6 protein-coding genes and 3 pseudogenes are annotated in these 12,318 nt (G+C 58.2%); 3 read left to right on the top strand and 6 right to left on the bottom strand.

What is annotated here, in order from left to right; translation table 11 throughout:
* Positions 1–27 precede the first annotated feature (27 nt).
* Both AC0L7U_RS06375 and AC0L7U_RS06370 read left to right on the top strand, forming a co-directional pair.
* Entirely contained in the window at positions 28–639 is a 612-nt protein-coding gene (locus AC0L7U_RS06375) for a GNAT family N-acetyltransferase (RefSeq protein ID WP_473694677.1), read from the top strand.
* Between the two features lie 276 nt (positions 640–915).
* Complete coding sequence (locus AC0L7U_RS06370; protein WP_473694675.1) at positions 916–1,527, top strand: hypothetical protein; 612 nt, start codon at positions 916–918, stop codon at positions 1,525–1,527.
* A gap of 94 nt (positions 1,528–1,621) precedes the next feature.
* On the opposite strand, the pseudogene AC0L7U_RS06365 reads toward AC0L7U_RS06370, so the two are convergent.
* Both AC0L7U_RS06365 and AC0L7U_RS06360 read right to left on the bottom strand, forming a co-directional pair.
* Positions 1,622–2,552: pseudogene (locus tag AC0L7U_RS06365) on the bottom strand (metallophosphoesterase family protein).
* Between the two features lie 619 nt (positions 2,553–3,171).
* Positions 3,172–4,152, bottom strand: a complete 981-nt coding sequence (locus tag AC0L7U_RS06360) for a glutathione S-transferase family protein (protein ID WP_473694673.1) — start codon at positions 4,150–4,152, stop codon at positions 3,172–3,174.
* Between the two features lie 391 nt (positions 4,153–4,543).
* Here AC0L7U_RS06360 and AC0L7U_RS06355 point away from each other — a divergent pair, with 391 nt between their 5' ends.
* Positions 4,544–5,041, top strand: coding sequence for a GNAT family N-acetyltransferase (locus AC0L7U_RS06355; RefSeq protein ID WP_473694672.1), 498 nt, complete (start codon positions 4,544–4,546; stop codon positions 5,039–5,041).
* Positions 5,042–5,080: 39 nt separating this feature from the next.
* Here the strand turns inward: AC0L7U_RS06355 and AC0L7U_RS06350 are convergent, their stop codons facing one another.
* From AC0L7U_RS06350 to AC0L7U_RS06335, 4 genes and pseudogenes are all read right to left on the bottom strand, one after another.
* Positions 5,081–7,159, bottom strand: a complete 2,079-nt coding sequence (locus AC0L7U_RS06350) for a hypothetical protein (protein ID WP_473694670.1) — start codon at positions 7,157–7,159, stop codon at positions 5,081–5,083.
* Between the two features lie 28 nt (positions 7,160–7,187).
* A pseudogene (locus AC0L7U_RS06345) lies at positions 7,188–10,076 on the bottom strand (DUF4159 domain-containing protein).
* A gap of 1 nt (position 10,077) precedes the next feature.
* Complete coding sequence (locus AC0L7U_RS06340; RefSeq protein WP_473694668.1) at positions 10,078–11,007, bottom strand: DUF58 domain-containing protein; 930 nt, start codon at positions 11,005–11,007, stop codon at positions 10,078–10,080.
* Between the two features lie 78 nt (positions 11,008–11,085).
* Positions 11,086–12,114, bottom strand: a pseudogene (locus tag AC0L7U_RS06335) (AAA family ATPase).
* Between the last annotated feature and the right edge of the window lie 204 nt (positions 12,115–12,318).

Raw genomic sequence — 12,318 nt, 5'->3', positions numbered from 1 at the left:
TCGGAGGGTCTGGTTCCAGGAGTTTTCATGTCTGTCATTGATGTCACTACGACGAATTACGCCGATATTCCCGACAATAAGGTTGCCTATGTCGTGACCCATCTGGAGATGAAGACGCGGCCTGAATGGGACAAGAGCGCGCCGGATGGTGTGACCGTCGAGCGTTGGCGCGATCCAGACTCTGAGACATTTCTGTCGTTGTTTCGGGAGGTTGGCGAAGACTGGCTTTGGTCAACGCGGTTGAAGATTTCTCGCGCCAGTCTGGAAGCACGACTGAAAGCCGAGACTGTCGAGATTTACACCACTGTTGTCGAGGGGCGTCGTACCGGCCTGCTTGAGATTGATTTCACGTCTGCCCGTGACGTTGAAATTTCCTATTTCGGACTGGCTCCTACCATGATCGGCAAAGGTGCTGGCCGATATCTGATGTTCTGTGGCTTGCAGGAGATCTGGGCGCGGCCTGATGTGCAACGTGTGTCGCTGCACACCTGTACGGGCGACAGCCCGCAGGCGCTTGGGTTCTACCGCTCTTGTGGCTTCGTACCCTTCAAGCGCGGGGTTGAAGTTGTGGACGATCCGCGCGCCAATGGCTATCTGCCCAAGTCTGCTGGTCGTCACATCCCCTATTTGGGAGACTAAGGCGTGCAAATCGCCTGAGGATGCTAAACACCTTCGGACGCCTTCATGCGTCGCTTGTCATTGGTCTCTTCAATTTGACTGTTGGTGAGCAAGCAACCTTACCTGCCTCCTAGCGAGTGTCGCAGAAATACCTTAAAGTCCGTTAACTATAGATCTCGGAATGCCAGTGGATGAGCGGTTGTTCGTCCTGCGTGGCTTGATCCTGGCAGGTAAGGTTCTACCGGTGAGTCTCGGTATGGGCGCTTTGCAAAAAACACGATGGAGTTCGGGCAGCTAATGTCTCAAACGCAGGACAATGTTGTTTCCCATTCGCGCGTGCGCTCTTTGCGCGATGCCATTCGCCGCGTGCAGATGGGTGAGGTTGAGCGGTCCGACGTTGTCGTCGAACTGCAGGATACGGAAAGGGCGCGGCTGGAGCTCCTGTCAGAAGAGCTTCAAGACATCTTCAAGGAGATCCCTGAAGATGATGACCAGTTCCGTTTGCAGATTGCGGGCGGCGCTACTCCGCGGCTCTGGATTGATGTGACCAGCCATGTGACGATGGGTGGAGACCGCCGGGTTTATCGTTTTTTGAAGGATACGCGTCTGGGGCGTACCGTTATTCTGGAGACACCGGAAATTGACGATATGGCAGATTGCGTGACCGAATATATTGCGGAACGTATTTTAGAGCGGGAAAAGGCGCTTGAAAGCGACTGGCTCAATGCGCGCCTGCGTCAGGGGCCGGTCACCAGTGCATCTGGCAGAAATGCATCGCAGGTCGCCGGTCAGACACGCGGTCGCCCGGCGCTGCTATGGGTCAGTATCTTGCTCAGTTTCGTGATTGGCCTGACCGCGGGCGTGGGTGCTCTGATCGCTTATGCGTGGTTTGGTGGCCCCACATCCTAAAGTATTCGGTACTCTAAAACGCCATTTATGATCATACACTTATACTTAGCGCGGCTTCTGTTGAGGTCGCGCTTTTCGTGTTGATTGGCTGCCGTCAGCGCGGCACTTTCAGCATCCGGTCACCAATTTGCGAGACCGGGCTTTCCTTGTCCGTGAAGCCGCGCTCTTGCTGACGACAGGTCCAGCCTTGGGCTGTTTCGTCGATGGTGAAGAGATTGTAACGCGCCGCCGGTTTTTTGCCTCCTGGCGCGTTTGTTGCGGATGGGACGCCGACCACCGGGATCGGGGCGTCCGGACCATCGATATAGGCAAGGCTGTCGATATGGGTATGGCCGTGCAGTACCAGCTCGGCGCCAGCTCGCTTGACCGCGGTGCGAAACCGTGAGGAATCCGATAGGCGCTTATGCCACTTGGTCGCGTGCTTGAAGGGGGTGATGGATCAGGATCACCCGAAACAGGTCTTCCTTACCCATATCTTCAAGAATGACGCGCAGGCGCTTTGTCTGTTCGCTGCCAATACGGCCTGTGGCAAACCAGGGGCCACTGGCACGGGCGGTGGACACGCCAATGATCGCAACCTTGCCACGTCGGCGGACGTAAGGAAACGTCACGCCATCATCGCCACGCTGCGGTGGCGTCAGGCTTTCGATGTCGATGCCGTCATCCAGCATATACGGCCGCCATGCGGCTCGGGCACGCTTGATCGCACCGGGAACATAGGCATCGTGGTTGCTAGGAACGAGCGAGACCTTGTGGCTGTCGCCAACATCTTCAAGCCAGGCACGAGCACCGTTGATTTCCAGAGGAAGTGCAATATTGACCAGATCTCCCGTGACCGCGATGTGGTCGGGATCTTGTGCCTTGATATCGTCCAGGAGCCTGTCAAGCTGGGTGCCAGACATGTTGCCGGACCTGTTCTGGCGCCAGTTGAGATAGCCCAGAATACGCTTGGAGAAAAGCTGTAGAAGCTTTGGGTCCGGCAGGGGCCCGAGATGCGGGTCCGAAAGATGTGCGAGTTTCAGCATGCCGGGCATCATCACGTCTGCATGCTGTGCGTCAAGAAAAAATGCCCCGACCCGGCCGATGGGCCGGATCATTTGGGGAAAGGCACCCGAATGCGCCGGGATCAGGCTGGCGTACTGCGCCAGCGCGGTCTCAGTTCCAGGGAAGGTCATCAGCGTTGCTGCAAGACGGCCGCTGCGCACTTCAAGCGCAGGCTTCCACTGGAACTGCTTCTTGTTGCGACGATGGGCGAACATGGAACGGAACATTGATTTCACTCACAGGAGTTAGAGTAGGATTTGAAAATCGGCTGAACATGATTGATTAAAAAGCAGCCGTTATGCCTATAATATAGTCGATAAAATGCGGATTAGCTGTGCAATCTGGTGGGGAGCAGCCCTGCGTTTCCGGTATGGCTGAGTGAGAATGCTGCATCGGTATTTGGATCTTTTTTAGATTCAAATTGTCGGCATGGAAAATATCGTGAAAAACACTGCTGATTTTGAGCAAAAAATAACCGGAGCTCATTAAAGAGGCTCCGGCTTGTCCAGGCGGACAGTTGCGTCGTAACGGTCTTGCGACGTTACGCTCTGAAATCAGTTGGTACGTCCTTTACGCGGAGCGATTTTCATGCTCCGCGGCTTATTCTAAAGGTTTGCCGGGCAGGCGATCGCGGTCGTGGGCCTGCGTGAAATCAAGGATCGGACCTTTCGGAATGACACCGGTCGGGTTGATCGTGGCATGCGAGCCGTAATAGTGCGTCTTGATCGTGTCGATCTGCACTGTCTCGGCGATGCCAGGCACCTGATAGAGTTCGCGCAGATAGTTTGACAGATTGGGGTAGTCCTCGATCCGTCGAATGTTGCATTTGAAGTGGCCGACATACACCGCATCGAAGCGCACGAGCGTGGTGAACAGCCGCCAGTCGGCCTCGGTCATGCGCTCGCCAACAAGATAGCGATTGGTCGCAAGGCGCTCTTCCAGTTCATCCAGCATTGAAAACAGCTTGCTGACTTCCTCTTCATAGGGGCCTTGCTCCGTGGCAAACCCGGCCTTGTAAACACCGTTGTTGACGTTGGCGTAGACCTTGTCGTTGATAGCGTCGATATCGCTGCGCAGATCTTCCGGATAGAAATCGAGGCCAGACCCGGTGATCCCGTTGAAGGCGCTGTTGAACATGCGGATGATCTCGGCGGATTCATTGCTGACCACCGTCTTGTTTTTCTTGTCCCACAGCACTGGTACCGTAACGCGACCAGTATATTGGTCGTCAGCGGTGGTGTAGATCTGCCACAGATAATCCTTGCCGAAGAGCGGCTCGGGTGTCTCGAAAGTCCAGCCTTTTTCAAGCATCAGGGGTTCGACTGCGGTAACGTCGATCAGGGTCTCCAGCTTCTTCAACTGCCGGAAAATCAGGGTGCGATGCGCCCACGGGCAGGCATAGGAGACATAGAGGTGATAGCGACCGGCTTGCGCCTTGAAACCCGCTTCACCGCTTGGTCCGGCAGACCCATCGGATGTGACCCAGTTGCGAAATGCTGAGGTCGAGCGCACGAAACGGCCTCCCGTGGACTTCGTATCATACCATTGATCTTTCCAGACGCCGTCAACCAGCAAGCCCATGTTTCGTCTCCTCGAAGTGCAGTGTCGTTTCACGCCTTTTCTCCTAGATAAGGCGTTGGCGGTGGAATTTCATGAGAGACGGCATGGAAGGACTGTTCACTCTGCGTTGACGGCAGATGTCGGGATTGGAAACGGTCGGCTTTTTTAAAAGCCCTGGGCAAAATCTTCTGGACCTTCATCGCAAAGACCTGTATCGGACTTTGGACTACATTTTGAATACCCTTTTGCCTAGAGGCTCTTCTGTGACCATCGGTTCGACATTGCGACGACGAAGCCAGCGACGAGAAAGCTCTCGTGCGTTTGTCTGCGCTTGACCGGTTAGCAGGATCACCCGATGGGGTCTGGACACCGGCAAGCACTCCCGAGCCTTGCTGTGAAAGTGTCCAATTCAATGAAATCCGTAAAATGGTTTGTCCGCGCCGAACAGGCTTGCGACGTCGCTGAAATTGAAGCCATGCAGGCCGATGCCTTCGGGCCCGGTCGTTTTGCGCGCACGGCATTCAAATTGCGCGAAGGTGTGCCGCATGATGCGTCGTTGAGCTTTGTCGGTCTTATGGGCGAAGATCTGGCAGGATCGGTCCGGCTGACACCCATTCGTATCGGCGCAACGCAGGCCCAGCTTCTCGGTCCTCTTACCGTGACACCCCTTTACAAGAACCGCGGCCTTGGCCGGTTGTTGATGAAAACGGCGCTCGAGGAGGCGGCTCGTCAGGGTGAAACAGCCGTGCTGCTTGTTGGGGATGCACCTTATTACGGTCCGCTGGGGTTCGAGGTCGTGCCGTTTGGCTCGGTCACCATGCCGGGGCCGGTCGATCCCGCGCGTCTGCTGATTGCGCGGCTGAACGGAGCCGCAATGCCATCAGGAACTGTGCGCGGCGGGCGTGGTTAGGCACCGCGGATGTCTCACGCTCCTTGCGCTGCATGATATCTAGCGGCCTTCCCGGAACCAGGTCAGGGAGATTGCCCCCAGCAGAAGCGCGAGACCGAGGAGACCTGCCATCAGCGGGTATCGGTCGATGCCTTTCAAAACGCTGGCGTCGTTCTTTTTCAATGCGATCCAGCCGTTGCCAGCGTAGTTGGCAGCATCCGACAGGGCCAGAATACGTGGCACCTCAAGAGTTCCCCCAAGATCACGCAGCCTGCGGCTTGTGCCGCCAGTTGCCATAGACACTGGCATCAGCTTACCGGTACTGGACAGGACGTCTGTGTATTCACGCGGGTTTTGCGGGCCGACATGCACCAGTGCAGTCTTGTCGCCATTGCGCGCCGTGAAAAGCCCGGTCTCTGCAATGCGAACGGTTCCGCGCCACAATCCGGGTTCGGATTGTTTCATGGCAACCGTGCGGTTCTTGCTTGTCGGACTGGTCAGAGTGACGGGATCAATGGTGTCGGCCAGCGTCTGCCGTTCGATGGTCAGATCTCGGCCTGTGTGGTTGATTCGCAAGGCCTCTTCTTCAAGATCGGGTTCCTGCATCAGCCAGTGGGCCACACGGCGCAGCAGTTGAACATGCGGGCCACCGCCATCGAAACCGCGCGACCACAGCCACACCTGATCCGACAGCAGCATGGCGACCCGGCCTTTTCCAACGCGGTTGAGAACCAGCAGGGGCAGGTTGTTGGGGCCATGCATCAGGGTTTCTGCGCCGGGTTCCGTTTGGGTTTCGGCCATGCGGAACCAGTCGCCCCAGCGCGGCGGGGTGCTGTTTGCACCGGGTAAACCTCTCGTAACTGGATGACGCTTGCCGAGTTTCGCGAGCTCCGGCTTGAAGGGCTGTTCCAGCACATTGCCGGTTGGAGCGGCAGGCAGAACCGGTGCCAACGGCGTTTGATAAAGGGTGCCGCTGTTGGCGTAATCCGGGCCACCGGCGATCAGCACAGCGCCACCTTTTTCGACAAATCGGGCAATATTGTCAAAATACAACATTGGCAGAACGCGGCGGCGCACGTAACGGTCAAAGATAATCAGATCAAACTCGTTGAGCTTGACGGAAAAAAGTTCACGCGTCGGAAAGGCGATGAGCGACAATTCGTTGATGGGTGTGCCGTCCTGTTTTTCCGGAGGGCGCAGAATTGTGAAATGCACCAAGTCGACCGAGGCATCCGACTTCAGCAGATTGCGCCAGGTACGTTCGCCGGCGTTGGGCGAGCCTGACACCAGCAGCACGCGCAGGTTTTCCCGCACACCGTCTATGGTGACGACGACACGGTTGTTGAGCGTTGTCAGTTCACCGTCGAGGGGTGCTGCCGAGATTTCGAAGATATTGTCGCCCGCGTGGTTGATCTGTACCGGAACATCAATGCTGCGCCCGGTCACAACTTGCCGTTCGTTGATGACATCGCCGTCGCGACTCACCTTCAGGTCAATGCGTGTGCCCTTGGGAAGACCGGTTCCATGCTCCTCAACGCGGACGCGAATGGTCTGCTGCGATCCGACAAGCCCGAAGCGGGGCGATTTTTGCAAAACAAGGCGGCGGTCCTTCTCGTCTTGTGTGCCGGTTATCAGACTTTGCAAGGGCGCATTGAAGCCAAGCGATTTGGCGGACTTGGGGATGTCGTGGACCTGTCCATCGGTAATGAAGATAGCACCGCCTACGCGCTCCGGCGGCACATCAGAGAGGCTTTGACGCAAGGACGCGAACAAATGGGTGCCATCATCATATGCGTCGCTGGAACTTTCGGTCACGCGGGTCTCGAAGCCCGGCAAATTGGCGAGCTGTTGTTTGACTTGCGCCAGCGCCTTGTTGGTGGTGTCGGTTCGGTCTCCGAGATCCTGGCTCTGGCTGCGGTCAACGATCACCGACACGATGCTGGATAGCGGTTCCCGGTCTTCGCGGTCGACGGAGGGGTTGGCGATGGCAAGAAGCACCAGAACAAGCGCCAGCCCTCGCAATGGCCAGCCTCTGTTGCGCAGAGCAGCAATGGCCACAAGGATCAAGGCGGCGGCGACACCCGCCGCGACAAGTCCCCAGAATGGGATCAGCGGATCAAAGGAGACGGACCAGATCATCGGCTATCCTGCGTGTTCGCTGTGTCTGTCATTGGCCCAGTCGCTCCAGCAGATCCGGCACGTGCACCTGATCGGCTTTATAGTTTCCGGTCAGAGTGTACATGACGATGTTGACGCCGGTTCGAAAGGCAAAGTCGCGCTGGCGGCCATCGTCAGGCACCGTTTGAAACTCGAACGAGCCGTTCTGGTCGATGGCCCAGGCTCCGGCCAAGTCGTTGCTGGTGATCATGATTGGCGAGACACCGTCGCTGGCGCGGACGGGTCGCCCGGAAGAGGCGGCTTGTTGTGTATCTTCAACCCATAAGTCGCCGGTTGCATAGCGTCCCGGAAAACTGTTCAACAAATAGAACGTCTTGGTCAGGACGTGATCCGCAGGCACAGGGGCCAACGGCGGAATGTCGAGGCCGGCAAGGATCTGGCGTAGTTTCAAGGTTGCGGGCGTTGTGTCAAAACCCGGATTGCTGGAAATGAGGGCATCCCGTGTGTCGAACAGGATGGTGCCGCCGTTGCGCATATAGCTGTCGATCCGCGCCATGGTGTCATCAGTCGGTTTTGCCTCGCTTGCGTCAATCGGCCAGTACAGAAGCGGGTAAAACGCCAGTTCGTCTTTCGACAGATCTACGCCGACAGGCTTACCCGGCTCCAACGCCGTGCGTTCACTCAAAAACCGGGTCAGGCCGACGAGACCGTCCGCACTGATCTGGTCGATCTCGGAATTGCCAGTGATGACGTAGCCGAGGTGTGTCCTGAGCGAAAGCTTCAGGTTGCTGGTCTGGCTGGCGATGAGTGTCGCCGGGCCATCCTCATTGTTGTCCTGAGCATAGGCGTGCTGGGGCGTGATGAAAGCAGCGGTGGCGGTGACGCCGATGGCAAGCACAAATGCTGCGGCAGAGGTCGCCCGACGTTTGCGTGACAAGGCGGCGAGTTGACCGGAGAGGAATAACACCACAAGAGAATCCAGTAAGATCAACAGCAGGGCCAGCATCAGGAAGCCGCCTTTAAGATCGATCTGGTTGGTCGTGGGATAGGTCAGGGCTGTTGCCGCTCCGCCAAAACCTTGTAGGTTGAGGGGCGCCAGTTGGCTGTCGGGGCGCAGCAGGTTGAGCGCGCGGAAGCCATCCTCGGTGCCATAAAGCCCTGGTGGGCTTTGTTGACTGGCGTGATGCGAGGCAAAGTCACGGGCGGCGATGGGGCGCACCTCTGGCGGTGGCGGCGTGAAATCTCCGAAGCCGTTGAGAAGTCGCATCGGTGGCAGCATCACGGTTTCTTGTGCACTGGCACCGTTGTCTGCGACGGCCTTTGTCGTTCCGGATGCCGTGCTGGTTGTGCCCGCTGTGTGAGACACCGACAGAATACGCCGCAGCATGTTCACAAAGCTGCCGGAAAGCGGGAGATTGGACCAGCTTGTGTCCGCGGTGACGTGAAACAGCACAATCTCGCCCTTGCCCATGCGGCGCGCGGTGACAAGCGGCGTGCCGTCTTCCAGCGATGCCCATGTGTGGTCGGGAAGAGTGGGTGTCGGTTCGGCCAGAACCTCCCGGTTGACGGTTATGTCCTTAGGGATTTCCAGTCCGGCGAAGGGCGAGGAGGGACTGACACTTGCCAGCTTCTGCGGCTTGTTCCAAGAGAGACTGCCGCCAAGGGCTCTTTCGCCTGAGCGCAATTGTACCGGGATCAGGTCATCCGTGCCGCCAGCGGTGCGTGGTCCGGCAAAGCGCACCAATGTGCCGCCATTGCCGATCCAGGTCGAAAGCGCTTGTTCTGCCTGATCAGGCAGTCGGCCCACATCGGCCATGACAATGACTGACAGACCCTGCTGCAACAAAGATGGCACGGCCTTGTCCAGATTGCTGTCACGCGGCTCGCGGAGATCGGAAAAGGGCGAGAGCGCTCGTGTCAGATAATAGAGCGGCGACAGCAGCGGTTGCACCTGATCTCCGCCTTGACCGGCAATCAAACCGACCAGCTTGCGCTGCCAGCGATCGTCCAGCATCAACACGCCGCCAGCGGCGGTGTCGCCCTCGATGACAAGACGGGTGATCTGGTTGCGCAATTCGCTGGGCAGCTTGAATGTGACCGTTGCTTCGCGCATTCCGGGTGCGAAGGTTGCGCGGGTTTCGCCAACGCTCAGCCCCTTTGCGTCCAGCGCTTTGACCGTGACTTCAGAGCGGCTGTCGCTCGGATGCCGCAAAGCTTTGACCGTCAGGCTGTCGGCATCATTTTGCGGATCCTTCAATCCGCGCGGCACGGGCAGGCCAGACAAGACCTGTAAGGGGGCCCCGTCGCGAAGTTTGGCAAGAGCTGCCTCAAAAGGCTGGTCGCCGGGCTGGCGGGTGTCATCGGTGAGCCAGTAAATCGTGGCCGGAGCTTTGATCGCGGCGCTGTCGTTCAGCCCTTGCACCAGATCGTTGCGCCGATCTGGCCACGACCGCGGGGCCAGACTGCGCAGGCGGTCTGCGGCTGTCTTGGCGTCGGTGGTCTTGATGTCCTGAGAGGAACCGTCGGCGCTCGCAACCAGCAGAACGGGCTGGCCTTTTCGCTCGGCCTCATCAAGCAGGCGTTGAGCGGTTTCCTGTCGGGTCTTCCAATCGGTTGCCGCGCTCCAGCCGTTGTCGACGATGATCCATAGCGGTGTCTTGCTGCCGGTTTGAAGCTGCTGGTCCGGCTGCCAGACGGGGCCAGCCAGAGCAATGACCACGGCGGCTGCAAGCAGAAGGCGGAGCAAGGTGAGCCACTAGGGACTGCGTTGCGGGGTTTCCTCATTTTTGCTGATCGACAGCAGCAGGCGGGTTGGCGGAAACAGCAATTGTCTCGGACGCGGCGGCGTCAGCTTCAACAGCCACCAGATCGCGGGCAGCAGCAGAAGGCCCAGCAGAATAAAGGGGGATGTGAAAGCAATCGGCAAAAATCCACCCATGCTAGATCCTTCCTTCAGGCTGTCCGCCTGTGCTGCCTGCGCCACTTAGAGCATTATGCAGAACAAGCAGCGGATCAGCCGCGGATCTGTCGGTGTGGTGAACAATGAACGTCCATCCAGCCTGCCTAGCGGCATTGCGCAATGTGTCCCGGTGCTCGGCCAGAATGCGTTGGTATTCTTCACGCCAGGTTTCTGCGCGTCCTGTGGTCAGGCGCAGGCCGTTTTCTGGATCTTCGAATTCCACACGCCCAGAAAAGGGAAAGGTTTCTTCCATTGGATCAAGTATTTGCACAATATGGCCGCGCGCGCCGGTCGCGGCGATACGCGTGATCCAGTTGAGAAGATTGTCGGCCGGGTCCAGCAGATCGGCAAACAGAACGACATCTGAAAACCGCTGGATCGGGGCCGGGTCGGGCAGGGGAGACATGTCCTTCAGATGAGCGAGTGTCGTGGCAATGCGCTCTGGCGTCTTGCGGTCGCTCGTCGGGCGGGTCAGACCGGGCATCGCCACCCGCTCCCCGGTCTTGGACAGCATGTCGGCCAAGCACAGCAGCAGCACGACCGCGCGATCACGCTTCAACGTTGACGACAGGCGTGAGCGATACACCATCGACGGTGACAGATCTGCCCAAAGCCAGACCGTGTGCGCAGCCTCCCATTCCCGTTCCCGGACATAGAGATGGTCGTCTTTGGCGGACCGCCGCCAATCGATGCGTCTTGCCGGCTCCCCCATGCTGTAGGGACGGAATTGCCAGAAATTCTCCCCCGGGCCAGCGCGTCGTCGACCATGCCAGCCTGCCGACATCGTCTGAGCCAGATGCGAGGCATCCACCAGGAGGTCCGGCAAGGCTTCTGCCAATGTGCGGGCCGCGCCGGTCATTCCCATCAGATTGCTCTGGTCCAGGTCGTTCATATCCTGTGGTGCAGGCATGACATGCTGTCTCCGGCGCGTGGGCCTTGGGGGTGGTGGTCTTTGCGTTTGAACCGAGTGGTGTCAGGTCTGTCGGGTCTAGCCGCCGATGCGACTTTTCAATCGCTGAATGACACCTTTGACCGTGTGACCATCTGCGCGGGCAGCAAAAGTCAGGGCCATGCGGTGTTGCAGGATCGGTTCTGCGAGCGCCAGAACGTCGTCAATCGAGGGAGCCAGTCGGCCGTCGACCAGCGCTCGGGCACGCACGGTCAGCATGAGGGCCTGGCTGGCACGCGGTCCTGGTCCCTAGGCGATGAGTTTCTGCAAATCGTCCTGCGTGGCCTCGTCCCCAGGCCTTGCGGAGCGAACCAGCTGCAAGATGGCATCCACGACCGAATTGCCCACGGGCATACGGCGGACAAGATCCTGATAGCGTATCAGATCGTCGCCGCTCAAGACTGCTTTGGGGGCAACCGTCTTGGCTCCAGTGGTCGCCATCAGGATGCGACGTTCTGCGTCCAGATCAGGGTAGAGCACGTCGATCTGCATCAAAAACCGGTCCAACTGGGCTTCCGGCAGTGGGTAAGTGCCTTCTTGCTCCAGCGGGTTTTGTGTGGCCAGCACATGAAACGGGCGCGGCAACTGGTGCGTCTGTCCGGCAACGGTCACGTTGTATTCCTGCATGGCTTGCAAGAGAGCAGACTGGGTGCGCGGGCTGGCTCGGTTGATTTCATCAGCCATCAGCAACTGGCAGAAGATCGGTCCGGGAATAAAGCGAAAGGCGCGGGTTCCGTCGGCCGCCTGTTCCATGACTTCCGACCCAAGAATATCGGAAGGCATCAGATCCGGGGTGAACTGTACTCGGCTGGCGTTCAGGCCAAGCACAGTGCCGAGGGTTTCTACCAACTTGGTCTTGGCAAGACCGGGAACCCCAACAAGCAAGCCATGGCCCGCAGCCAGAATGGTCACAAGAGTCTGTTCGACGACAGCTTCCTGCCCGAAAATCTGACTGGCAATTTCGGTCTTGGCGGCCATGATATGCGCCAGTGCCTGGTCTGCCAGTTCTGCAATCGCTACGGCGTCATTGCCTGATTGCAAGGACTGGGGAGGGTTGATCACGCTCATAGTGTACCTTCGCTTTCAGATCTGCTGCGGCGTTCGCTGTCTGTTTTGGCCCCGGCCTGTCGACCTTGCAGGCGCACCACTCCCGGATGCATCGATGGGACGGTTAAGCATCGCATTTTCCAAGTGTCGCACCATATCTTATGGGAGATAAATCGATAATTCTGCCGAGACGCAATGTTTCGATGGATTTCAACAAGCTCGGGT

This window comes from Roseibium sp. 10G30-5 (assembly GCF_055809635.1).
Note: the sequence above shows the minus strand (reverse complement) of the source record. Positions and strands in the feature narration are given on the sequence as shown.

Coding starts and splice junctions, on each gene's coding strand:
- AC0L7U_RS06360 (WP_473694673.1), bottom strand. CDS start 4,152: ATGGGCTTGCTGGTTGACGGCGTCTGGAAAGATCAATGGTATGATACG.
- AC0L7U_RS06355 (WP_473694672.1), top strand. CDS start 4,544: ATGAAATCCGTAAAATGGTTTGTCCGCGCCGAACAGGCTTGCGACGTC.
- AC0L7U_RS06340 (WP_473694668.1), bottom strand. CDS start 11,007: ATGCCTGCACCACAGGATATGAACGACCTGGACCAGAGCAATCTGATG.
- AC0L7U_RS06375 (WP_473694677.1), top strand. CDS start 28: ATGTCTGTCATTGATGTCACTACGACGAATTACGCCGATATTCCCGAC.
- AC0L7U_RS06370 (WP_473694675.1), top strand. CDS start 916: ATGTCTCAAACGCAGGACAATGTTGTTTCCCATTCGCGCGTGCGCTCT.
- AC0L7U_RS06350 (WP_473694670.1), bottom strand. CDS start 7,159: ATGATCTGGTCCGTCTCCTTTGATCCGCTGATCCCATTCTGGGGACTT.